This window comes from Rhizobium acidisoli (genome assembly GCF_002531755.2).
GTDB lineage: Bacteria > Pseudomonadota > Alphaproteobacteria > Rhizobiales > Rhizobiaceae > Rhizobium > Rhizobium acidisoli.
On record NZ_CP034998.1, the window covers coordinates 2722897 to 2746299 of the forward strand.

Below are 23403 nucleotides of genomic sequence, written 5' to 3' on the forward strand. Positions count from 1 at the left end.
CAGATTATACGTATAATCTGGATATCAAAGTTTGGAACCTTATCATGGCCCGGACCACGGCTCTGGAATTTCAGCGAAAATTCGGCGCGTTTCAGCATCAGGCGCAGCGCGAGCCCGTCGAGATCACCCGGCATGGCCGCCGCGAATTCGTGCTGATGTCGGCCGAGCATTATGATTGGCTGAGGGCTGCCGCGCAACGCACGCACTTGACGGCCGATGCCTTGTCCGTCGTCATCGATGCCGTCGAGAGAGCGGAGATGGATGCTGCCCACACCTCTCTCGATGAGTTGCTGAAATAACGCGTCATGGCCTCAATCCCCGAGCCGAAGCCCGGCCTTGTCGTGCGCTATGATTACCTGTGGTCGCGCGAAGCCTTGGCGGGTCGCGACCAGGGTAAGGATAGGCCCGCCTGTCTTGTTGCGGCGAGCGACAGCCTAGCCAGTCCCCGCTATGTCGTTCTGCTGCCGATCACGCATACGCCGCCGTCCGGCGAAATCGTGGGAATAGAGATCCCACCGAAGGTGAAGCAGGCGATCGGTCTGGACGACGCCCCGAGTTGGGTCATCGTCTCCGAACACAATATTGATGAATGGCCGAATGGCGGGCTTTCACCCGTGCCGGGCAGCGAGGGAATGTTCGCCTACGGCTTCATTCCGCCTGGACTTTTCGCAACGATCAAGGCGAATTTTCTCGATCTTGCCAAGGCAAGGAAAAGCGACTCCGTCCGCCGCTGATGCCTATTGCCCGAAAGCGACCGGGGCTGCGGCGCAAGTTCACTCTCCATCCGTTGAATCGATCTCTCAGCACGCCGCCTTAAGCGACCGAGAAGACTCGGCAAATCATGCCGCGTCTTCGATCTCCTCGTTGGTCTTGCGCGGCACGTAGTTGAGCACCGGCCCGAGCCAGCGTTCGACTTCGGAAACCTCCATGCCCTTGCGCTTGGCATAGTCTTCCACCTGATCCCGCTCCACCTTGGCGACGCCGAAATAATAGGAGTCGGGGTGGCCGATATAGAGGCCGGAGACCGACGAGCCCGGCCACATCGCATAGCTCTCCGTCAGCTTGACGCCCGCCGCCTTTTCCGCGTCGAGCAGCTTGAAGAGCGTTGCCTTTTCGGTGTGGTCGGGCTGGGCGGGATAACCGGGCGCAGGCCGGATGCCGGCATAGGCTTCGGTGATCAGATCCTCATTGCTGAGCGTCTCGTCTTTTGCATAGCCCCAATATTCGCGCCGCACCTGCTCGTGCATGCGCTCGGCAAAGGCTTCGGCAAAGCGGTCGGCCAGCGCCTTGACGAGGATCGAGGAATAATCGTCGTTAGCGCGTTCGAAACGCTCGGCGATGGCGATTTCCTCGATACCAGCCGTCACCACGAAGCCGCCGACATAATCGTGCACACCGCTTGTGACAGGCGCGACGAAATCGGAGAGCGCCACGTTTGCCCGCCCGTCCCGCTTCGAAAGCTGCTGGCGCAGCGTATAGAAGGTGGCGAGCTCTTGGCTGCGGCTCTCATCGGTAAACAGGCGGATATCGTCGCCGACGGCGCCGGCCGGCCAGAAGCCGATGACGGCGCGCGGACGGAACCACTTTTCGTCGATGATCTTCTTGAGCATCGACTGCGCATCGGCCCAGAGGGCACGCGCCGCCTCGCCCTGCTTCTCGTCCTCGAGAATGGCGGGGTAACGGCCGCGCAGTTCCCAGGTCTGGAAGAACGGCGTCCAGTCGATATATCTGGCAAGCTCGGCCAGATCGTAATCTTCGAACACCCGCGTGCCGAAGAATTCCGGCTTCGTCGGCTGGTAGGCCGACCAGTCGACCTTATGCGCATTCTCGCGGGCCCGCGGCAATGGCAGGCGCACTTTCTCGGCCTCGCTGCGCGCATGGGCGGCCGCTACCTTGGCATATTCGGCCCTTGTATCGTCGACATAGCCCTGGCGCGTCTCCGGCGACAGCAGCGCCGAGACGACGCCGACGGCGCGGCTCGCATCGGTGACGTAGATCGCCTGTCCCTTGTTATAGCCGGGATGGATCTTCACCGCCGTATGCACACGGCTGGTCGTCGCCCCGCCGATCAAGAGCGGGATGTCGAAACCCTGCCGCTCCATCTCGGCCGCGACATGCACCATCTCGTCGAGCGAGGGCGTGATCAGGCCGGAAAGGCCGATGATGTCGACCTTTTCGGCGATCGCCGTGTCGAGGATCTTCGTCGCCGGCACCATGACGCCGAGGTCGACGATCTCATAATTGTTGCAGGCCAGCACGACGCCGACGATGTTCTTGCCGATATCGTGCACGTCGCCCTTAACAGTCGCCATCAGAATCTTGCCGGCCGAGCGACGTTCTTCGCCGCCGTTCAGGCGTTTTTCCTCTTCCATATAGGGCAGCAGCACGGCGACCGCCTGCTTCATGACACGCGCCGATTTAACCACTTGCGGCAGGAACATCTTGCCCGAGCCGAACAGATCGCCGACGACGTTCATGCCGGCCATCAGCGGCCCTTCGATCACGTGCAGCGGCCGGGCGGCCTGCTGGCGCGCTTCCTCGGTATCGGCTTCGATATATTCGGTGATGCCGTTGACCAGCGCATGTTCGAGACGCTTCTCGACGCTCCATTCGCGCCAGGAAAGATCCTGGACCCGGCCTTCCCTGGCGCCGGCACCGCGAAAACGCTCCGCCACTTCGAGCAGCCGCTCGGTGCCGTCGGGACGGCGGTTCAGCACCACGTCTTCGCAGGCCTCGCGCAGTTCCGGATCGATATTGTCGTAGACGGCGAGCTGGCCGGCATTGACGATGCCCATGTCCATGCCCGCCTGGATGGCGTGGTAGAGGAACACGGCATGCATCGCCTCGCGCACCGGCTCGTTGCCGCGGAACGAGAAGGACAGGTTGGAGACGCCGCCCGATATATGCACCAGCGGCATGCGCTCGCGGATCGTCCGGGTCGCCTCGATGAAATCGACGCCGTAATTATTGTGCTCTTCGATGCCGGTCGCGACCGCGAAGATGTTTGGATCGAAGATGATATCTTCAGGCGGGAAGCCGATCTTTTCGGTCAGAAGCTTATAGGCGCGGGTGCAGATTTCCACCTTGCGCTCGTAGCTGTCGGCCTGCCCCGTCTCGTCGAAAGCCATGACGACGACGGCGGCGCCGTAATTGTGCAACAGCCGCGCCTGGGCGAGGAAATTCTCCTCGCCTTCCTTCAGCGAGATCGAGTTGACGATCGGCTTGCCCTGGACGCGCTTCAGGCCGGATTCGATGATCGAGAATTTCGAACTGTCGATCATGACAGGCACACGGGCGATATCGGGCTCGGCGGCGATCAGGTTGAGAAACTCGACCATCGCCTTTTCGGAATCGATCAGGCCCTCGTCCATATTGATGTCGATCACCTGCGCGCCGTTCTCGACCTGGTCGCGAGCGACATCGAGTGCTGCGGTGTAGTCGTGATTGGTGATCAGCTTGCGGAACTTCGCCGAGCCGGTGACGTTGGTGCGCTCGCCGACGTTGACGAAGGGAATGTCCTTGGTGAGCTCGAAGGGTTCAAGGCCGGACAGCGACATGAAGGGACGGTGCTCGGGGAGCGGCCGCGGCTTGTACTTGGCGACGGTCTCGGCGATCGCCCGGATATGTTCCGGCGTCGAGCCGCAGCAGCCGCCGACGATGTTGACCAGACCCTCGCGGGCGAAACTGTCGATCTGCGCCGCCATCAGCTCCGGCGTTTCGTCATACTGGCCGAATTCATTCGGCAGGCCGGCATTCGGATAGGCGCAGATGAAGGTGTCGGCGACACCCGAAAGCTCCTGCAGATGCGGGCGCATCGCATTGGCGCCGAGCGCGCAGTTCAGCCCGATCGTGAAGGGATTGGCGTGGCGCACCGAATTCCAGAAGGCCGACGGCGTCTGGCCGGAGAGCGTGCGGCCGGAAAGGTCGGTGATCGTGCCGGAGATCATCACCGGCAGGCGCACGCCCTTGGCCTCGAAGCGCTCCTCGCAGGCAAAGATTGCCGCCTTGGCGTTCAGCGTGTCGAAAATCGTCTCGATCAGGATGATGTCGGCGCCACCGTCGATCAGACCGTCGATCTGTTCGCCATAGGCCGAACGCAGGTCGTCGAAGGTGACGGCGCGGAAACCGGGATTATTGACATCAGGCGAGATCGAGGCGGTGCGGTTGGTCGGGCCGATGGCGCCGGCGACGAAGCGGCGGCGGCCGTCCTCGCGCTCGGCGCGCAGGGCCGCGCGGCGGACGATCTCGGCGCCTTCCTTGTTGAGGTCGTAGACCGCCCCTTCCATCTCGTAATCGGCCTGCGCGATGCGGGTCGAGGAGAAGGTATTGGTCTCGAGAATATCGGCGCCGGCCTTGGCGTATTTGTAATGGATCTCTTCGATCGCATCCGGCTGTGTGAGGATCAGAAGGTCGTTATTGCCTTTCTGGTGGCAGGCGCAGCCGATGAAGCGGGTGCCGCGGAACTGGTCTTCGTCATAGCCCAGCCCCTGGATCTGCGTGCCCATGGCGCCGTCGAGGACGAGGATGCGTTCGCTCGCAGCTTTGCGCAGCGCTGCGAAAACTTCGTTGCCGTCACGTTTGCCCGTTTCCGGACCAAAGAGAGTATCGAACACGGGAGGGCTCCTTGACGTCGTAAGACCAGACAGTTCAAATCACATAAAGATATCTTTATGTCAATATATGCCTGTCGATTTCGTGCTTTGCAAGCCTGGCCCCATGACAGACTCGAATGGCCTCTATATAGGCATTTCAAAAGCATCGCGCACGAAATCGGAGGATTATCATGGCACCCCTGCTTGGAAACTGGACGAGCCGCGTCTATCACCGCGACTGGCTGCTTGCCCAGGCGAATGGCCTCTTCGATTTCTTCCAGCACAATTCGGTCAATCCCAAGGGCGGCTTCTATGATCTCGACGATAGCGGCAAGCCGCTTGACGCCGAAGGCCAGGTCCGCAGCATTCATATCGCCGCGCGCGCCGTGCATTGCTTCGCAATCGGCGCGCTGGTCGGCCGCCCGGGTGCCAGCGACCTCGTCGACCACGGCATGGACTATCTCTGGAACCATCATCGCGACCGCAAAAACGGCGGCTATTTCTGGTCGCTCGACAATAACGGTCCGGTCGATAGCAACAAGCAGGGTTATGGCCATGCTTTCGTGCTGCTCGCCGCCTCATCGGCTAAGACGATCGGCCATCCGCTCGCCGACGGCATGCTTGCCGACATCACCGAGGTCCTGAACAGCAAGTTCTGGGAGCCGCGCCACGGCGCCATCGCCGAGGAATTCACCGCCGACTGGCAGCCGCTCGACGGCGGCGCCTATCGCGGCCAGAATTCCAACATGCACCTGACCGAAGCGCTGATGGCCGCCTTCGAAGCGACCGGCGACAGGGACTACCTGACCAAGGCCGAAAGCATCGCCGATCTCGTCATCCGGCGCGCGGCGGGTTCGGTCGACTGGCGCGTCGCAGAACATTTCGACGCCGAATGGAAGCTCGACAAGACCTACTATCATCCGAACGAAATGTTCCGCCCGGCCGGCACGACGCCCGGCCATTGGCTGGAATGGACCCGTCTCATCTTGCAGCTCTGGTCACTCGGCGGCAAACGTATCGAGTGGATGCCGGACGCGGCCAAGGCGCTCTTCGAGCAATCCATGGCGCTCGGCTGGGACAGCGACAAGGGCGGTTTTTTCTATACGCTCGATTGGGACGACAAGCCCGCCAAGCGCAATAAACTTTGGTGGCCTGCCTGCGAGGGTGCCGCCGCCGCCCACTTCCTCAACGAGCACCTGCCGAGCGACTATCACGAGCAATGTTATCGCAAGATCTGGAACGTGATCGAACGCGCCTTCATCGACCACCGGAACGGCGGCTGGCATGAGGAACTGACGGAGGATCTCGTTCCCGCCCATTCGCTCTTCCCCGGCAAGGGCGACATCTACCACGCCCTGCAAGCCTGCCTGATCCCGCTCTTCCCGGCAACCGGCAGCCTGACCAAGGGCATTACCGAGGCCGGCGGCAGGCTCTGAGGTTCAGTACCCCGCGCCCGCCGGCTCAGCAAACGGCCCGCTCAGAGCGGCGGGTCGAGCCGCAGCGTATCCAGATCCTTTGCCAGCATCAGCGCCAAGGCCTCGACCGCGAGATTGTGGTCGTCGCGCTGCGGCAGGCCGGAGACGGTGACCGCGCCGATGCAGCCGGTGCCCTTGACGTTGATCGGGAAGCTGCCGCCATGCGGCGCATAATCGGCGCCGGAAAGCCCGTTATCCTCGACGGTCTTGCCATCTTTGCTGAGCTTCAGGCCGGAGGCATAGCTGCTGCGGAAATAACGCAGCACCATGTTGCGCTTGCGGCGGACCCAGTTGACGTTATCGGGCGTCACGCCAGGCAGTGCGGCATAGAAGACCGGCATCGAATGCAGGGTCACATCGATCGCGATGCCGAGGCCGCGCTCGGTGGCAAGTTCCTGCAGGAGTTTGCCGAGCTGCCATGCCGTCGTCAGGTCGAAGGCGTCGAAGCTCAGGGCCTTCTCCTGCTCTGCGATCCGGCTGAGATCCTGTTCGATTGTCATGGCCAAGCACTCCTCTGCCGTGATGATCCGCTGCGACCATTCTTGCGGGGAGCAAAAAAGTAAAGCAAAAACTTGGAGCTACCAAAGCCTCAGAGCTTCGGCGTCAGCATCTCGAAGCGGTCGCGGATGGTGGCGCAAGTATCGCCGCCGAGCCGGGCAATGGCATCGACGGCGGCCGGATCGACATGCAGCCGTTCCGGATCGACGACGCCGTCCTGATAATGCGCATAGACGATCTCGCCCATGACGATCTGCCGCGAGCGCCCCAGCTCCAGCGTCACATGCCGCCGGCATTCGAACGCGGCCGGCGCTTCGGCGATCCAGGGCGAGGCCACCTTCGCGCCCGGCATTGCCGTCAATCCCGCTTCTTTCAACTCGTCGACCCCTCGGGGATAACGGGCGCCGCAGACATGCATGGCCTCGGCGATGGCGAAGGAGACGATGTTGACCGTGAAGACCTCGGTCATGCGGATATTGTGGCCGGTATCCTTGAACGACATGTCGGCATTGTTTTCGACCCCGATCGCCAGATTGGGGGATCGGCCGAAAGGCAGTTGAAGAAGCTGAAGGGGGCTGCGTTGATCCGCCCGTGTTCGTCGACCGTCGTCACCAGCGCGATCGGCCGCGGAATGATCGTGCCGATCATCAGCTTGTAGCGCTCGCGCTCACTGAGCTCTTTGAAGTCGAAGGAGATGGCCATGGCTCAGCCGAGCTTCCCGGCCGGCGAAAAGGCGCTCATCGCTCCGGTAAAGGCTTTCGGCAGCGGCGAGGCATAGGAGCCGCGCTTGCTGGTGGAAAGCCCGAGCGAAACCAACGCCTCGGCCTGCTTGACGGCGGCCGAGACACCGTCGATGACGGGCACGCCATAAATTGCCTGCAGTTCCCTCGCCAGATCCGTCATGCCGGCACAGCCGAGCACAATCGCCTCGGCGCCGTCTTCGGCAAGCGCCCGTTCGATCTCGGCCCTGAGCTTGCCGATCGCGCCCGAGGCCGGATCTTCGAGCTCCAGCACCGGGATATCGGAGGCGCGCACCCTGGCGCGCTCGCCCATGCCGTAGCGGCGCACCAGATTGTCGATCAGCACCCGCGACCGCTCAAGCGTCGTCACCACGGTGAAACGCTGCCCCAGGAAACCCGCCGTTGCGACTGCGGATTCGCAGAGCCCGAGGATCGGCACATCGGCGAAGCTGCGTGCCGCCTCCAGCCCGGTATCGTCGAAGCAGGCGATGACGGCCGCGTCATAACCCGCCGTCTGCCGCTCCTTCAGTTCGGAAAGCAGTCCGGGGATCGCCAGTGCCCCGTCGTAGTGGCCCTCGATGGAGACAGGCCCCATGCTGGATGTGGCGGCGATGATTTCCGTGCCGGAAGCGGCCACCGCACGCGCGGCGTTGGCGGCCTTCTCGGTCATGGAGGCCGTGGTATTGGGATTGACGATGAGGATGCGCATGATGTCAGTTGATCTTTGCCTGCCGCCGGCTGAGCATCGTCATGATGGCGAGCGCGACGAGAATGATGGTGAAGGAAAACAGTGTCGTCACCGTGCCGAGCGCATAGAGCACCGGCGTCGTGACGTTGGTCGTCATGCCGTAGATTTCGAGCGGCAGCGTATTGTAGGTGCCCGACGTCATCAACGTGCGAGCGAATTCGTCGTAGGAAAGCGTGAAACCGAATAGGCCGACGCCGATCAGGCTCGGGGCGATCATCGGCAACACGACATGGCGGAACGTCTGCCAGGCGGAGGCGCCGAGGTCGCGCGCTGCCTCTTCATAGGCCGGCGAGAAGCGGTTGAAGACGGCAAACATGATCAGCACGCCGAATGGCAGCGTCCAGGTGAGATGGGCGCCGAAGGCCGAGGAATACCAGGCGGGCTTCAGCCCGCCCTCCTGGAAGACGACGCCGATACCGAGCGAGACGATGATCGACGGCACGACGAGGCTGGCGACCGTCGCATAGAACAGCACGGTCGAACCACGGAAGCGGCGGCGGAAGGCAAGACCGGCGAGCAGCGACACGGTGACGGTCACGACCATCACCATCAGCCCGAGGCTGAAGGAGCGCCGGAAGGAGGCGCCGAAATCGCCGACCGCCTGCTTTTCGAACAGGTTGAAGAACCAATGGGTGGAAACGCCATTCATCGGGAAGGTCAGGCCGCCGTCCGGCCCCTGGAAGGAGAGGATCAGCACCGCCGAGAGCGGACCGTAGAGGAACAGCACGAAGACGGCGAAGAAGATCGCCAGCAGATAGAATTCGAGACCGCGTTTTTCGTGGTTCATCTCAAAGCTCCTTGCGGATGTCGACGACGCGCAGGATCGCCGCGACCATCAGCAGAACCACCGCCAGCAGCACCACCGCATTGGCGGCCGCCGCCGGATATTGCAGCAGCGACATCTGGTTCTTCATCATCAGCGCCACCGAGGCGCTCTGGCCGCCGGACATCACCTGCACCGTCGAAAAATCCGCCATGACGAGGGTGACGACGAAGATCGTGCCGATCGCCATGCCGGGTTTTGCTAAGGGAATGACGACATTCCACAGCACCTGCCAGCCGGAGGCGCCGGCATCGCGCGCCGCTTCGAACAGCGACCGGTCGATGCGCATCAGCGTGTTGAAGATCGGCGTCACCATGAACAGCGTATAGAGATGCACCATGGCGAGCACGACGGCGAAATCGGAATAGAGCAGCCATTCGATCGGCTGCGGAATGATGCCCATCTCGATCAGCGTCGAATTGACCAGCCCGTTGCGCCCCAGCACCGGAATCCACGAGATCATGCGGATGATGTTCGAGGTCATGAACGGCACGGTGCAGACGAGAAAGAGGATCATCTGCGTCGAGGTCTTGCGGATGTGGAAGGCCAGGAAATAGGCGACCCAGAAACCGATAACGAGCGTCAATGACCAGACGATCGCGGTGAATTTCAGCGTGTTGAGATAGGTCTTCCACGTCACCCACGAACCGAGCGTATCGGTGTAATTCATGGTGAGGAAATCGGGATAGAGGCCGGCGAAGTCATAATCCCAGAAACTGACAACCGCGATCATGGCGATCGGCAGCAGGAAGAAGAAGCCGAGAATGGCGATCAGCGGCGTCGCCTGGAGATAGGAGATGGTTGAGGGGGAGAGGCGGAAAGTGCGGACTCGCGCACCGTGTTTGCCTTCCTCCGTTGCCGCTGCGATGATCGCCATGATCGGTTCTCCGTTTCCTCATTATGCAGGTCGGGCAAGGAGCCCCCTCATTCGCCTGCCGGCACCCTTACCTGGGTCGAGCCACTGGTCTCGACCCGTCCTTCGGACCCCCGCTGGGGAGAAGAGGAACCGCGGCAACGTCTCGGCCACCGCGAACCTTGCTTTGGGATAGGGAAGATTCAAAAGACCCCTCCCCAACCCTCCCCACAAGGGGGAGGGAGTTACTGTGCCGCGCCCTCACCGGGCTCCCTTCCTACAAGGGGCAGGAGTTTTTTGCCGCAACCTCGCCGGGCTCCCTCCCCCTTGTGGGGAGGGTTGGGGAGGGGAAAAGCGGCTAATGCTTAGGCAGCGATAAACTCGTTCCAGCGGCGGACCATGTAGCGGTCTTCGTCCATCACCGAGTTCCAGCAGGCGACCGCACCCATGCGGGCTTCGAAGGCGCCGCCGTCGCGGACAGCACCGGCCTTTTCCATGACCTTGCCTTCGGGCGACAGGATATCGCCCTGCGCCGGTTTGCCCTCGATCCAGTAGCCCCACTCGTCAGCCGACATGAAGTTCTTGGCGGTGTCCATGCAGGCGGAGTAATAGCCTTGGCGGTTGAGGTAGCCGCCGACCCAGCCCGACGTGTACCAGTTGATATATTCATAGGCCGCGTCGAGCTCGGCGCCCCTCAGATGCGCGGCAAGACCGAGACCGCCGCCCCATGCCCGGTAGCCTTCCTTGAGAGGCTGGAAGGTGCAGGCGATGCCCTTGGAGCGGACGGCAGCGACGGCCGGCGACCACATGGACTGGATGACGACTTCGCCCGAGGCCATCAGGTTGACCGACTCGTCGAAGCTCTTCCAGAAGGCGCGGAACTGGCCGTCGCCCTTGGTCTTGATCAGGAATTCGATCGTCTTGTCGATCTCTTCCTTGGTCATGTTGCCCTTGTCGGCATATTTGATCTTGCCGGCGGCTTCCATGATCATCGCCGCATCCATGATGCCGATCGACGGAATGTTGAGGATCGCCGTCTTGCCCTTGAAGGCCGGATCGAGAATATCAGCCCAGCTTGTGATCGGACGGCCGGTAAGGTCGGGGCGGATGCCGAGCGTGTCGGCGTTATAGATGGTGGGAACCATCGTCATCCACTGTGTCGGTTCCTTGGCGAACTTCTTGGAGCCTTGCGCCTCGACGAAGCCGACGGTGTGCGGCGCCGTGCCCTGGGCGATGACGCTGTCTGCCTTCAGCTTGCCGTTGATGAACAGCGGCACGATCTTGTCGTAATATTTCAGCTTCTTGACGTCCATCGGCTGCAGAACGCCTGTCGGGAACACCTTCTTGGCGATCCAGTATTCGATATCGGCAATGTCGTAGCTGTCGGGCTGGGTGACGGCGCGCTGGGCGGCGGCGTCGGAATCGGTCGCCGTCATCTCCAGCGTGATGCCGAGATCGGCTTTGCACTTCTCGGCGATGGCATTAATGTTGGAAACGCCGGTGCCGAACTGGCGAAGCGTGATGTTCGTCTTCGCCCAGATGGTGGGAAAGCCGGTGATCGCGCCGGAGCCGGCGATGGCGCCGACGGCAGCAGCACCCGTCTTTAAGAGCGTGCGGCGGGAAAGACCCTTCGCAGCCTTTGTCGATGTGGTTTCAGTCGTCATGTCAGTTCCCCTTTTTGTTGATGCGGAAGGATGGTTGGCAATGGTTCATGCGGATGAGCGGCCGAGAAGTACGGCATCGTCGAGCGTCCAGCTGAGCGAGACGGCATCACCGACGGCGACCGGCCGGGCGAAATAATCGCTATCGTCTGATATGACGGTGAAGTCGTCGCTGCCGGCCCCGTGTGCGGTGATCTTCACCGAAGAGCCGCGATATTCGACATTGGAGACGATGGCATTGAAGCCGAGCGTCCATTCGGACGCCACCTGCAGGCGCACGCGGTCGGTGCGGATGCCGATATCGACCGGTTGGCCGACCTCCCTGCCCGCCCCGCGCACGGAAAAGCTCTGCCCCTCCGGCACGGTCATGACGATCACGCCGTTTTCGCTTGAGGTCACCCGTCCGGTGAGCACGTTGTGGTCGCCCATGAAGCGGGCGACGAAAGCGGTCGCCGGCTTTTCGAATACTTCGCGGGGCGCAGCCGCCTGCTCGATCCGGCCGTCATTCATGATGACCATGATATCGGCGAGCGCCATCGCCTCTTCCTGGCTGTGGGTGACATGCACAAAGGTGATGCCGAGCGACTTCTGCAGCTTCTTGAGTTCGGCGCGCATGCGGATCTTCAGGAACGGGTCGAGCGCCGACAGCGGCTCGTCGAGCAGCAGCGCCTCCGGATCGGTGATCAGCGCGCGCGCCAGCGCCACGCGCTGCTGCTGACCGCCGGAAAGCTGGGCCGGGCGCCTGATAGCATAGGGCTCCATCTGCATCAGCTTCAGCATGTCGAGCGCCTTGGCCCGCCGCTCCGCCTTGTCGACGCCCTTCATTTTCAAGCTGAAGGCGACATTGTCGATGAGATCGAGATGCGGAAACAGCGCATAGGACTGGAACATCATCGCAGTACCGCGCCGGGCCGGCGGAAAATCGGTGACGACTGTATTGCCGAGCCGGATATCGCCCGACGAGATGCTCTCATGGCCGGCGATCATGCGCAGCGTCGAGGTCTTGCCGCAGCCGGACGGGCCGAGGAAGCAGCAATAGGAGCCAGCCGGAATCTTCAGGCTGATCGCCTCTACCGCGGTCGTCGCCCCGTAGACCTTCGAAACGGATACTATATCGATCTCTGCCGCTTTCGACATCATGCCTTCCCCTGTTTGGAAAAGACGATGCACTTGCCGTGCCAATTCGCCGACGACTTCTCAACCCATTGTGAATCATGGGTTTTATCTGCTGTAGATCGGATGGAGATAAAATATGAGCAAAACAATACCTGCACAGGATTTAGGCTATCGTCCTCAATTTATGCAGATGATCGTATACAATTTGCTCGACGCTTCGAGCACAAATTCCGTTTAACTTTTGCCGAGAAGCCGGATATGGTTTGCCCATCATCAGGAAATCGATTTTCATGAAATCCGCTGCCAAGGCCATGCAGGCCGAAGACTCCGCCGAAACAAGCACACAACTGATCCGTGATTCTATTCGCGAAGCAATCGTCGAGCGCAGGCTTTCACCCGGCACCAAGCTCTCCGAAAAAGATGTCGGCAATCTCTTCAGCGTCAGCCGCACGCTTGCCCGCGCGGCACTGCAGGCGCTCTCCTATGAAGGCCTGGTCAGCGTCGAGAAGAACCGCGGCGCCTTTGTCGCCTATCCCTCGCCCGACGAGGCCCGGCAGATCTTTGCCGCCCGCCGCCTGGTCGAGCCCGGCATATTGCGCGAGGCGGCGGCACGGATCACGGCCGGGGACATCAGCCAGCTGAAACAGCTTCTGCTGGAGGAAGGCCGCCTGATGAGCGAGCGCGGCCAGACGGCGCGGCGCGCCGAGATCAAGGCGTCGGGCGATTTTCATCTGAGGCTGGCGGAGATTTCCGGCAATGCGATCATGCAGCGCTTCATGGAAGAGCTTGTCGCCCGCTCGTCGCTGGTGATTGCCCTTTACGGCCAGTCCACCGCCTCAAGCTGCGGTCATTCCGAACATGGCGAGATCATCACAGCGATCGAAAACAACGAGCTCGACCGCGCCTGCCAGCTGATGCTGCATCACATCACCCATATCGAGACCGATCTCGACCTGCGCGAACGCAAGAGCCTCGGCCTCAAGGAAGCCTTCGAGCTTTAGAACCGTCCTTCAGACGATCGGCATGCGAAGGCGCCGGGGGCGTGGCTTCGCCACGCCCGCCGTCCGTCAAGCGCAATCCGACACGCCTACCAAGGCGTCTGCTTCGGCAGCATCTCGAAGGCCGCGAAGATATCCTCGGCAGTCCTCGGCTCGGTGGAGCGCAGCTTGACCGTCCCGTCGCGCCCGATCAGGATCAGCCCGAACTCGCCGGATGGCGGGCCCTGCAGCCGCTCTCTGACATCGTCGGCATCGAGGTCGGAGCCGTCGTCGAACAGCGAGAAAGCGCCGCCGCCGGCGATGATGAAAACCTCGACGTCTTCCTCGATGAGACGCATATGCGCGTTCCGCAGCCATTCGTCCTGGATGACGGCGCGATCGTCCTGGGCATCAGCAAAGATGATCAGCACCCGCTTCCTGTCGCGAAACTGCTCAAGCGACTGCGGAAGTTCCGGCTCACGCCGCGGCGTGCCGATGATTTCATGAACGATGGATTTCAGCATGGTGCTTATTCCTCACCCGCACTGGCGGCGGGCATGCCAGTAAACGGCTGGCAATGGGCGAGGTTCCGCCGAGAAGCGGAAAAGGATCGCAGCCAGGGCCGCGATCCTCATCCTGTCAGTCGCGGTTCTGATCTTCGGCCGCGTGGGCCGAAACGGCGACGAGATCGACCGTGCCGTTGGCAAGCAGGCGCTTGCGCACCAGCACGCGCATGACGCGCGCCGCCGTCGAGAAGGTCATCTGGTCGAGCGGGCCTTCGCCCTCCCACGGCTTGGTCAGCCGCTCGGTGACGGCGCCGACAATGTTCATCGGCACGATGTCGGTGCATTCGCGCATGGCTTCGAAAACAAAGCCGATGGGGATGACCCGTCCTTCGTAGGTTACGATCGGTTCGGTCAATTCGCTGTCCCATTCCTCGAAGGCGTAAAGCGCTTCGCGGAACAGCTGCTGGAGGGTAAACGGCGCGTGGCCGTCATGAAGTGGCGGCAGGGCATTCATCATGTCTGTCTCCTCTTGATGGGTTGAGGCCAAAGTCCTCCGGTCTCGGTCGCGCCAACGCGGGGAATGGCAGGTTTTGCTGCCCCTGCGAACCGAATAACACTATTGATTCTATAGAGTAACGCGCTGGGGTAAAGCCCAATTCTGCGCCCACGCGGAAGCCAATTCCATAACGCGCTGATTTTCCTGCGTGTTTTAGTGGAAATTTTCTAAAGCCACGCCCCTTCCTGAAAATCCATGCCAGCGGCTGCAAATCGCCCCGCAATGGCACGACGGGGCGAAAAAACCCTGCAAATTCACGGAACTTTTGCCGCTGTAATTTGTTTTGTTCTCACACTTCGAAAAACAGTCTGGGGTAATCACCAATGACGCAAATCCATGAACCGGAGCGCCGAAGCAGAATCCTGCGCGGCCGCCCCTACAGCCTTGATGAATTCGCTTCCAAATATGGTCTTGGCGGCGAGCAGGCCGAAAGTCTTTTCACCCGTTTTGGGCCCTCCTCGATCGAACTCGACCTGCTGATGGCTGCCAAGCGGCGCCTGCCGGTTCGACACGACGGGCCGGTTCAGCAGGACAGGATTGCCGAATAACACCGAATGGAATAGATAGATGAGCGACAGACGCCACGAATGGATCAGCAAAAGAGCTTACGCGATCTGGGAAGAACAGGGCCGTCCCGACGGGCGCGGTGACGAGCACTGGCGCCAGGCAGTGGCCGAGCGCAACGCCCTGGAACGCACGCAAGCCTCTGTCGACGGCCGCGAGGTGCTGGTGAAATTCCGCCCGAAACAGCCACGGCCCGAACTGCCGCTCCAGGATTGGCTCAACCCTTCGACGAAGGTTGGGTAATCCCAATCTCGGGTGGCCGGCCTCGTCCTTCGAGGCCTCTGCGCGGCACCTCAGGATGAGGGCGGAGGGAGGTTGCGGCTTGTGGCTCAGCAGAGAGCGGAGTGCCGTGACGCCGATAACCTAGCCGCTGGGCTCAATAACTAGCCCTCATGGCGGAGAGAAGGCTCGGCTTGCCTCATCACAGAGTGGAACGGCACGTCGGAGCCCAATTGCAAAACACGGCCCACCGCTCAGCCCACCAGCCACGCGGCACAACAACTAGCCCTCATGGTGAGGAGGCCTGCAGGGCCGTCTCGAACCACGAGGGCGGGTGGCTGGAACGCTCCAGCGCTGCACAATTGCCGCCCGCTCGCTCCCCATGCTAGCCTCCTGCCATGGAAGTCACCGTCTACATCCTCCGCTGCAGCGACGGCTCTTATTCTACCGGGCTGACCAAGCAGGAGATCGAGGCGCGTGTCTGGGAGCACAATGCCGGCACCTATGACGGCTACACCGCCAAGCGCCTTCCCGTCGAACTCGTCTTCACCGAAACCTACGACCGCATCATCGACGCCATCGCCCGCGAGCGCCAGATCAAGGGTTGGTCACGCCGCAAGAAGGAGGCGTTGATTGCCCTGGACTACGAGGCCTTACCGGAGTTGTCGAAGCGCGGGCCGATCGAGGTGGAGTGATCGCGGGTGGCCGGGTGGCCGACCCGTCCTTCGAGGCCCCTGCGGGGCACCTCAGGATGAGGTCGGACAGAGGGTGCGGCTTGTGGCTCACTGGAGAGCGGAACGGCAGCCAACGGTCAGATTATCCGGTGCCGCTCAGCCGCTCCGCATGGCACGGCACCCGATCTCCCACCAGCCGCCCGGCACACCAATCGCTCCCCAGTCATACGGCAAACGATCAGCCACCAGCCACACGGCACACCGATCAGCCCTCATCCTGAGGTGCGTAGGCCAACGGCCGAAGCCTCGAAGGACGGGGGCGGGTGATGGGCGCCTACCGCTCCATCCATTTACCGAGGAGACACCGGTGGCCGACCCCGTCCTTCGAGGCCCCTGTGGGGCACCTCAGGATGAGGTCGGAGAGAGGGTCCCGCTTGTGGCACCGGAGAGCGGAGGGGCAAGCCAATAGCGCGCTCCGCATGGCACGGCACCCAGATCTCCCACACCGCGACCCGACACATCGATCGCCTCCAAGCCATACGGTATAACATCCGCCACCAGCCACACGGCACCACGATCAGCCCTCATCCTGAGGTGCGTAGGCCAAAGGCCGGAGCCTCGAAGGACGGGGGCGGGTGATAGCCTCAGCCCCCATTGCCGGAGGAGATAGCGGTGGCCACCTCGTCCTTCGAGGCCCCTACGGGGCACCTCAGGATGAGGTGGAGAGAAGAGGAGCGTCAGCAATGGCACAGTCTAGCCGTTTCCTGAGACACCAGCGCCGCCGCTGGAAACCATTCATCAAGCATATTGGCACAAACCCATGGAGTACCGGCTTTCCGTCTGCCGGCCCGTGACATTGCCGCTCGACACTTTCTTCGCAAAATCGGAAACGGATGAGAATGAAAACGTGGTCGGTCGCAGGACGCGGATTTCATCTCGTCGTGGCCGATCCCGATGTCCCGGTCGGTGCTATAATATCGGGAAAAGCCTGAAAGCCCCGCCGGGGCGGGCCGTGTCAGAAAACGTTATTATCAACGCTAAGCGCCCTGTGGACCTCGGTCCAGAACAGTGCCAGCGGGGTGTCGCCGTTGCGTTCGGCAACGAGCGCGCGGATCAGCGCTTCGGAGCCTGCCATGTCCTGCCAGCTGGATTTCAGGCCCTTGGCGGCCTGTTGGCATTCGGCAATCTCGAAGGGTCGCTTGCTGTCCATATGAGGTCTCCTCGTGGAAAGGCGCTAGCAGGCGGCGCCGGGATTGTCATTCCCCGCATATGTGGGGATGCCTTGTATTTGTGACGGTCCTCACGGTAGGATTGAGGGAATTGGGGCAGTGGAAATGATCGAGAATACCTATAGCGATAAGTTCGAACCCGCCTTCGAACAGATCAAGGCGGCGGCCAATGTGGATGCGGCCATCCGCATTCTGCAGGCGGAATATGGCCTCGATTTCGTCACCTACCATCTCGCCCAGACGATCGCCAGCAAGATCGATTCGCCCTTCGTGCGCACCACCTATCCGGATGCCTGGGTCTCCCGCTACCTGCTGAACAGCTATGTGAAGGTCGACCCGATCGTCAAACAGGGCTTCGAGCGCCAGCTGCCTTTCGACTGGAGCGAGGTCGAGCCGACGCCCGAGGCCTATGCCATGCTGGTCGACGCCCAGAAGCACGGCATCGGCGGCAACGGCTACTCCATTCCGGTCGCCGACAAGGCACAGCGCCGCGCGCTGCTGTCGGTGAATGCCCGCATCCCGGTCGAGGAATGGACCGAGCTTGTCCGCCGCTGCCGCAACGAATGGATCGAAATCGCCCATCTGATCCATCGCAAGGCCGTCTACGAGCTGCATGGCGAGAACGACCCCGTGCCGGCCCTGTCGCCGCGCGAGATCGAGTGCCTGCACTGGACGGCACTCGGCAAGGATTACAAGGATATCTCGGTCATCCTCGGCATATCAGAGCACACCACGCGCGATTATCTGAAGACTGCCCGCTTCAAGCTCGGCTGCGCCACGATCTCGGCCGCCGCCTCGCGGGCCGTGCAATTGCGCATCATCAATCCATAGTCTTCGGCCGGCGCATCTCGTGACGTCGGTCGTCATACTTTTGGGCTAATCCCCTCATCTGAGGGGGCCCATCTGAGGGAATTTCCGATCGGGCCTGCCTGAACCATTCTGCTCTCCACGAACTTGTAAACGCTGGAGGGCAAAATGTTCGTTATCATTCAGGCACATGAGTATCAGAAATACGCTGCCGTACTCGACCAGATGTTTCGCCTGCGCAAGAAGGTGTTCGCCGATACGCTCGGCTGGGACGTTCCCGTCATCGGCCCTTACGAACGCGACAGCTACGATGCGCTGGCTCCTGCCTACCTCGTCTGGTGTAACGACAGCCGCACACGTCTTTACGGCGGCATGCGCCTGATGCCGACGACCGGCCCGACCCTTCTCTACGATGTCTTCCGTGAGACGTTTCCGGATGCCGCCGATCTCATCGCGCCGGGCATCTGGGAGGGCACGCGCATGTGCATCGACGAAGAGGCGATCGCCAGGGATTTCCCCCAGATCGATGCCGGCCGCGCCTTTTCGATGATGCTGCTTGCGCTTTGCGAATGCGCGCTCGATCACGGCATTCATACGATGATTTCCAACTACGAGCCCTATCTCAAGCGCGTCTACAAGCGCGCAGGCGCCGAAGTGGAAGAACTCGGCCGCGCAGACGGCTACGGCAAATACCCCGTCTGCTGCGGCGCCTTCGAAGTGTCTGACCGCGTGCTGCGCAAGATGCGCACCGCCCTCGGCCTGACCCTACCCCTCTATATCAGACATGTTCCGGCCCGCTCGGTCGTGACCCAATTCCTGGAGATGGCAGCATGAACCGCCTCGCTGAAACCGCAATACAGAAAGATATCGGCGCCCTGGAGCGCCACGTGCTCGCCTCCCGCGACATCGCCACGCAGATCGGGGATCCCTTCCTCTCCTATCTCCTCTCGATGGCGCTGTTCACGATCTACGAGAAGAAGGCTCATCACGAGAACGAGGCGCTGAAGAGCAGCTTCAGCTGAGGGCGCGACCCCCTCCGCACGCCTGAAGACGAGCATGTCTCCCGGCGCCTCGCGCGCAGCCGCAAAACCTGTCCCCGTTTTGCGGCTGCGCGCCCCTTCATGTCATCAGGGGATTGCCGTCACGTCATCAGGGAATCGATCGTCGAGATCAGCGCGTCGTGCATATAGGGTTTCGGCAGGAAGGCGGTGTTGGCGGGCAGCGCCATGGGGTCGAGCCGCACCATGCCCGAGGTGATGATGATGCCGATATTCGGCCGCATCGCCCTCACCCGCTTGGCAAGCTGGATCCCGTCCATCGTACCCGCCATATTGACGTCGGTGAACAGGATATCGACATCCTGCCGGCCCTTCAGCACCACCATCGCCTCGTCGGCATTCGCCGCCTCCAGCGCCACATGGCCGACCTCTTCAAGCACATCGAGGACATTGAACCGGATCAGCGGCTCATCCTCGACGATAAGCACCACGGCACTGTTCAACGCCACCATCTGCGATCGCCCTCTTTCATCGAATCCAATCTCTGTAATTGTCGTCCGCGCGAGAAGGTTCCAGTGCAGGAACCGATGAAATATGCATCGTCCACAGATGCTTGCGCTCTGCGCTTGTGGCTCCCTGCAATTTGCGTTAGAGCGAACCGATGCTGCGGGAACCATTGCCCCGGCATCACGGTGCCGGTCTCCGGCGCCAAGGCGCCCACCATCGGCGTCAAGGGCCTGTAGCTCAATGGTTAGAGCCGGCGGCTCATAACCGCTTGGTTGGGGGTTCGAGTCCCTCCGGGCCCACCAAAGATTTCAATGGCTTAGTCGATACTTTCATTGGTCGGCTAAGCCCTTTCGCATTTCCGGGCAACATTTGGGGCAACTTTAGTCCGCCCGCGCGAACCGGGATTTTGACACCAGGTCCAGAATTTTTTGAGAGCGTGGGATTCGCGTTGTTGATTGCGCGGAATCTCATAGACTGCCTGCTCAAACACATTGACGAAGCTTCCAGCAGTAGAGTGCTTGAATGACCGAATACGAATATCTCCCTTTCAGCGGATGGCGGCTCACCAAGGATGGACAACAGATAACGATCAACAACATCGCCATATTCAAAGAGGGCCTGACGGATGAGCAACTTGTCACGATCGGGGCCGCATTGAAGGATTACCTTTTATCACTGGAAGAGGAAAACGCAGGGTTGCCGGAACTGTCGGAGGAAGAGCTCAATCGGCGATTCGAGGATTGGAAAAGCCGCTCGAGAATCATGGACGTGCCGCAGTCTTACGACACTGGCGCCGTCTACAAGTACATGTCCGACACCGCGCTCTCGCACTGGCTGGCGGGCCGAGCGCAGATTTCGCCGGTGTCAGTATATCGACAGATGGAGAATGCATTCGCCCGAGATGAACAAGAGGGTCTCGGAGCCTTTTACCTCCACGACGGACGGACGGCTGCTTACTTTGCGGCTGGGGCGGGTGTGAACTGCGGCGTGATGTGCTTCACTGGTGCAAGCCCATCCGAGAATCGAGCTGAAATGAAGGGGAAATTTGGAGAGAGGCTTGTTCGTTTTCCCGATACCCACGCTCTTTTGCAAGTCATAGCTCGTCACCTGGATGTAGTAGATTACGAACTGAAGGATGTTCAGTACTCAGACGTCAAAGTCTACTCTCATGAGACGGCCATCGCTTCCGAAATCGCCGATCTTATTATTGGCAAGGACGATGGGAACCTGGATCCAAAAGGGTTGGTTACCCTATTTGATAAGCACTCCGAGGAGTTACTTAAACTGGCGGAGCTTCCTTCTGTTTTTTGTAAGCCCAAATCCTTCGAGGGAGAGGCGGAGCGGCGCGCCGTCTTCCGCTTTCGACACGCCGTTAACAGTTCGATCGTCGTGACCGATAAGCGAATAGCCGAGCTAATTGAGGTGATCGAATAGCTCGCTCATGACCAATGGCGAGCATAGGCAGCCGCATAGAAGGCCTGCTTAAGGTCGATCGCTCGATCCAAGACGTTTTTGTAAGCGAACGAATATGCGTCGATCTGATCTCGATTGAGGCTCACCGTAATGAAACCCCCTTTTGGTGGCGCCGCTTCGAACACCTGGTCGAGAAGTTCTTCGGCGACACGCGCCATACTGACCAATTCACAGATCGGGTTCTCCAGGTCTCCGTACGTCATCGGCTGCTTGGCTTGGTCACCATGCCGTGTCGCCTGCTTCTCTAAGAATGCGAGAGCTGCGGCTACCATCCGGTCAACGGTGTCCGTCCTTCTGATGGCAAACTCATCTTCCATACATAGCCGAAGGGCTTCGATGGCGCCTTCCATACTGGTTGCCGGCCCACACCACTGTTGCAGCCGAGCAAGGAAGGGCCCGTACGTCGCATCGGCGTAAGCATCCGCCCCTGCAACATCTTCGCGAGGATGGTTCCGCTCGAAGTCGGCGAGAGCGAGCCGGTACTCGCGAATGAGGATCAGAAGTGGATCCTGGAATATAGGCGCACCTTCGGCGGCGGCCGGAACTGATGTGTTCGGCATTTCACTTCTCCATCTTGTGTTATTCGATACCTTACGTATTATATGATACCACAGGAATATTCAATACCCCAAGTATCATTTTGGAACACTTTTATGATCACAAGTGAGCAAATACGTGCAGCACGCGCTCTCCTTCGGTGGGAGCAAAAGGATCTGGCAGAGGCATCAAGGGTGTCACTGCCTTCGATCAAACGATTGGAGGGGCAGCCTGGCGCCCTTTCTGCGCAGGAGCGGACGATCGCAGCCATAACTGAGGCATTCGATGCAGCCGGCATAAGCTTCCTGGCTGATGGTGCCACGGTAGACGGTGGGATCGGCGTGAGGCTGAAGCGATGATTGAGGTCCTGGCCGCGCTTCTAACCCCAACGATTGCCTTGGCGGTCGCCTGGATTTCATTTCAACAGTGGCGCACAGCGAGGTCGAAACTTAACCTTGATCTCTTCGAAAAGCGTTATGCCGTGTATCAGAACGTTCAAGCCTCACTCGTTCTCATAGCCGCGCATGGCGGATCGAAGGGCACCGCCGCTTTCAAGAACATGTTCGAGGCTTGGCGAGAGTCACAGTTTCTTTTCGGCGCCGAGGTTGCCGGGCGTCTCGACGAGCTTTTGGCTGTGATCATCAAGATCGAGACGGCAGAGGCGGAGATGGAAACAATCTCCGAAGACCACCCTCGACTAGTGAAAGAAAAATGGGACGGTGTGAAGGCCCTGAGCTTGGAACGCCAGTCGATCGCCGACCTGTTCAAGCCGTACATGCTCATGAACGATAGGCGCGTCAGGAGCTTCGGGGAATGGTTCGATGAGCGAAATCGTATCAGGCTCAGCTATGAAGATAAGAGGCAAAAATGGGATTGTCGCCTGTCTCAGTAGATAATGTGATTATTCGTTTCGAAAGACTCGCGCTATACGATGACCACAATCGCGTTCTAGGGGTGAAGAATGCAAATCTATCAATCTAACGTCATCGCGGACTTCTTTCGGTCTCGCGCAAATCCAGATGTCGGGGATATTCTCTCCAATCTGAAGCTGCAGAAGCTGTGCTATTACGGCGCCGGCATTATGGCCGCAGTACGCCAGGACGATGGGCGGCCGCTTTTCTCTGACCGTATCGAAGCATGGACACATGGCCCTGTTGTTCCGGCTCAGTACGGCCGCTTCAAACACCTTGGAGCTGATGCAATACCCCCTGTTGAGGATTTCAACACGGACCAGATTGAAGCTCGCGACCGCATGGTGCTCGATAATGTCTATGACTTTTATGGTCAGTATTCCGCTTGGAAGCTTCGCAATATGACGCACGATGAGGCGCCTTGGAAAGCCGCGTTCGCGCGCGATAACAAGGTCATCACCACTGCCGAACTCAAAGAATTCTTCATGAGCGAGATCGACCAGGATTACGTGAAATCCTATCATGAAGCCCGATAGGAAGGACTCGAAAAGCCCATTTAAGGCTCGTCTGGGCGCCGCTACCAGTGAAAACACAGATGCGCAACCGCCGATCTTTTCTTTCGAGATGATGGTTGCTGATACGGGCTACAGCGTGAATTGCTGCCAGAATGACGATCAAGCCGCCCTTGCTCGGCAGCTTTTCGCACTATCTCGTTTGTCGTGGAGAGATATCAAGTCCGCCCACCGGCACGGGCTTGGCACGGAAAAGATGGAGCGGGGAAGCATTAAGGCACCTTTACCAGCGTCGGTGACGGAGGACGTCACGTTTCTGGTGCTTCGGTTCAATGGCAAAAAAGCCATGATCGGCTATCGAGACGGACGCACCTTCCACATCCTCCTCTTAGACCACAAGTTCACCGCATATAAGCACGGCTGAAGC

Annotated in this window: 26 protein-coding genes, 1 tRNA gene and 1 pseudogene; 15 read left to right on the plus strand and 13 right to left on the minus strand. The window is 60.5% G+C overall.

The features are described 5' to 3' along the window. Positions 1–44 precede the first annotated feature (44 nt). Complete coding sequence (locus CO657_RS13455) at positions 45–299, plus strand: type II toxin-antitoxin system prevent-host-death family antitoxin (protein ID WP_054182650.1); 255 nt, start codon at positions 45–47, stop codon at positions 297–299. A gap of 6 nt (positions 300–305) precedes the next feature. Continuing rightward, complete coding sequence (locus CO657_RS13460) at positions 306–734, plus strand: hypothetical protein (RefSeq protein WP_054182649.1); 429 nt, start codon at positions 306–308, stop codon at positions 732–734. 105 nt (positions 735–839) lie between these two features. Here CO657_RS13460 and metH read toward each other — a convergent pair whose 3' ends face one another. Next, positions 840–4613 (minus strand): methionine synthase, encoded by a 3774-nt coding sequence (gene metH, locus CO657_RS13465; RefSeq protein ID WP_054182648.1) that lies wholly within the window; start codon positions 4611–4613, stop codon positions 840–842. 170 nt (positions 4614–4783) lie between these two features. Here metH and CO657_RS13470 point away from each other — a divergent pair, with 170 nt between their 5' ends. Further along, entirely contained in the window at positions 4784–6028 is a 1245-nt protein-coding gene (locus tag CO657_RS13470; protein WP_054182647.1) for an AGE family epimerase/isomerase, read from the plus strand. 41 nt (positions 6029–6069) lie between these two features. Here the strand turns inward: CO657_RS13470 and CO657_RS13475 are convergent, their stop codons facing one another. The 7 genes and pseudogenes from CO657_RS13475 to CO657_RS13505 all read right to left on the minus strand — a co-directional run bounded on the left by CO657_RS13475 (position 6070) and on the right by CO657_RS13505 (position 12527). Continuing rightward, on the minus strand, positions 6070–6567 hold the full coding sequence (locus CO657_RS13475) for a heme-degrading domain-containing protein (protein ID WP_003593272.1): 498 nt from the start codon (positions 6565–6567) through the stop codon (positions 6070–6072). Positions 6568–6656: 89 nt separating this feature from the next. Next, positions 6657–7267 (minus strand): annotated as a pseudogene (locus CO657_RS13480) (flavin reductase family protein). A gap of 3 nt (positions 7268–7270) precedes the next feature. Next, complete coding sequence (locus tag CO657_RS13485) at positions 7271–8014, minus strand: aspartate/glutamate racemase family protein (RefSeq protein ID WP_054182646.1); 744 nt, start codon at positions 8012–8014, stop codon at positions 7271–7273. A 4-nt stretch (positions 8015–8018) separates the two neighbouring features. Beyond that, complete coding sequence (locus tag CO657_RS13490) at positions 8019–8840, minus strand: ABC transporter permease (protein ID WP_003593266.1); 822 nt, start codon at positions 8838–8840, stop codon at positions 8019–8021. A 1-nt stretch (position 8841) separates the two neighbouring features. Continuing rightward, the gene (locus tag CO657_RS13495) at positions 8842–9753 is read right to left on the minus strand and encodes an ABC transporter permease (RefSeq protein ID WP_054182645.1); all 912 of its coding nucleotides are present in this window, start codon (positions 9751–9753) and stop codon (positions 8842–8844) included. 341 nt (positions 9754–10094) lie between these two features. Next, the gene (locus tag CO657_RS13500) at positions 10095–11393 is read right to left on the minus strand and encodes an ABC transporter substrate-binding protein (RefSeq protein WP_054182644.1); all 1299 of its coding nucleotides are present in this window, start codon (positions 11391–11393) and stop codon (positions 10095–10097) included. Between the two features lie 45 nt (positions 11394–11438). Then, positions 11439–12527 (minus strand): ABC transporter ATP-binding protein, encoded by a 1089-nt coding sequence (locus CO657_RS13505; RefSeq protein WP_054182643.1) that lies wholly within the window; start codon positions 12525–12527, stop codon positions 11439–11441. A 269-nt stretch (positions 12528–12796) separates the two neighbouring features. On the opposite strand from CO657_RS13505, the gene CO657_RS13510 reads away from it, so the two are divergent. Then, positions 12797–13507, plus strand: coding sequence for a GntR family transcriptional regulator (locus tag CO657_RS13510; RefSeq protein ID WP_054182642.1), 711 nt, complete (start codon positions 12797–12799; stop codon positions 13505–13507). Positions 13508–13593: 86 nt separating this feature from the next. Here the strand turns inward: CO657_RS13510 and CO657_RS13515 are convergent, their stop codons facing one another. Both CO657_RS13515 and CO657_RS13520 read right to left on the minus strand, forming a co-directional pair. Next, the gene (locus tag CO657_RS13515) at positions 13594–14007 is read right to left on the minus strand and encodes a DUF4174 domain-containing protein (RefSeq protein ID WP_054182641.1); all 414 of its coding nucleotides are present in this window, start codon (positions 14005–14007) and stop codon (positions 13594–13596) included. A 115-nt stretch (positions 14008–14122) separates the two neighbouring features. Continuing rightward, a complete protein-coding gene (locus CO657_RS13520; RefSeq protein WP_003593258.1) occupies positions 14123–14506 on the minus strand; it encodes a BRA0787 family protein in 384 nt (127 codons plus the stop codon). Positions 14507–14868: 362 nt separating this feature from the next. Between CO657_RS13520 and CO657_RS13525 the strand changes: the two genes are divergently transcribed. The 3 genes from CO657_RS13525 (at position 14869) to CO657_RS13535 (ending at position 16023) form a co-directional block, all read left to right on the plus strand. Further along, positions 14869–15093: a hypothetical protein gene (locus CO657_RS13525; RefSeq protein WP_054182640.1), complete on the plus strand. Its 225-nt coding sequence runs from the start codon at positions 14869–14871 to the stop codon at positions 15091–15093. Positions 15094–15112: 19 nt separating this feature from the next. Then, positions 15113–15352 (plus strand): DUF2934 domain-containing protein, encoded by a 240-nt coding sequence (locus CO657_RS13530; protein WP_054182639.1) that lies wholly within the window; start codon positions 15113–15115, stop codon positions 15350–15352. A gap of 374 nt (positions 15353–15726) precedes the next feature. Then, complete coding sequence (locus CO657_RS13535; RefSeq protein WP_012558423.1) at positions 15727–16023, plus strand: GIY-YIG nuclease family protein; 297 nt, start codon at positions 15727–15729, stop codon at positions 16021–16023. A gap of 994 nt (positions 16024–17017) precedes the next feature. On the opposite strand, the gene CO657_RS13540 is transcribed toward CO657_RS13535, so the two are convergent. Then, entirely contained in the window at positions 17018–17212 is a 195-nt protein-coding gene (locus tag CO657_RS13540; RefSeq protein ID WP_003593254.1) for a hypothetical protein, read from the minus strand. Between the two features lie 124 nt (positions 17213–17336). Here CO657_RS13540 and CO657_RS13545 point away from each other — a divergent pair, with 124 nt between their 5' ends. From CO657_RS13545 to CO657_RS13555, 3 genes are all read left to right on the plus strand, one after another. Next, positions 17337–18062, plus strand: coding sequence for a LuxR family transcriptional regulator (locus CO657_RS13545; protein WP_054182638.1), 726 nt, complete (start codon positions 17337–17339; stop codon positions 18060–18062). Positions 18063–18206: 144 nt separating this feature from the next. Next, positions 18207–18872 carry an acyl-homoserine-lactone synthase gene (locus CO657_RS13550; protein ID WP_054182637.1) on the plus strand — a complete coding sequence of 222 codons (666 nt, stop codon included), beginning with the start codon at positions 18207–18209 and terminating at the stop codon, positions 18870–18872. Further along, positions 18869–19060, plus strand: a complete 192-nt coding sequence (locus tag CO657_RS13555) for a hypothetical protein (protein WP_003593249.1) — start codon at positions 18869–18871, stop codon at positions 19058–19060. Before CO657_RS13550 ends, CO657_RS13555 begins: the two co-directional genes overlap by 4 nt. A 119-nt stretch (positions 19061–19179) precedes the next feature. On the opposite strand, the gene CO657_RS13560 is transcribed toward CO657_RS13555, so the two are convergent. Beyond that, positions 19180–19548, minus strand: a complete 369-nt coding sequence (locus CO657_RS13560; RefSeq protein WP_012558426.1) for a response regulator — start codon at positions 19546–19548, stop codon at positions 19180–19182. Positions 19549–19769: 221 nt separating this feature from the next. On the opposite strand from CO657_RS13560, the gene CO657_RS13565 reads away from it, so the two are divergent. Continuing rightward, positions 19770–19845 (plus strand) — tRNA-Ile (locus tag CO657_RS13565). A 220-nt stretch (positions 19846–20065) separates the two neighbouring features. Next, positions 20066–20977: a hypothetical protein gene (locus CO657_RS13570; RefSeq protein ID WP_054182636.1), complete on the plus strand. Its 912-nt coding sequence runs from the start codon at positions 20066–20068 to the stop codon at positions 20975–20977. 5 nt (positions 20978–20982) lie between these two features. On the opposite strand, the gene CO657_RS13575 is transcribed toward CO657_RS13570, so the two are convergent. Beyond that, positions 20983–21576 (minus strand): hypothetical protein, encoded by a 594-nt coding sequence (locus tag CO657_RS13575; protein ID WP_054182635.1) that lies wholly within the window; start codon positions 21574–21576, stop codon positions 20983–20985. Positions 21577–21908: 332 nt separating this feature from the next. Between CO657_RS13575 and CO657_RS13585 the strand changes: the two genes are divergently transcribed. The 3 genes from CO657_RS13585 (at position 21909) to CO657_RS13595 (ending at position 23400) form a co-directional block, all read left to right on the plus strand. Beyond that, positions 21909–22445, plus strand: coding sequence for a hypothetical protein (locus CO657_RS13585; protein WP_054182633.1), 537 nt, complete (start codon positions 21909–21911; stop codon positions 22443–22445). A 69-nt stretch (positions 22446–22514) separates the two neighbouring features. After that, entirely contained in the window at positions 22515–23000 is a 486-nt protein-coding gene (locus CO657_RS13590) for a Panacea domain-containing protein (RefSeq protein ID WP_054182632.1), read from the plus strand. Then, positions 22987–23400, plus strand: coding sequence for a hypothetical protein (locus CO657_RS13595; protein ID WP_063856433.1), 414 nt, complete (start codon positions 22987–22989; stop codon positions 23398–23400). Before CO657_RS13590 ends, CO657_RS13595 begins: the two co-directional genes overlap by 14 nt. Positions 23401–23403: the final 3 nt, after the last annotated feature.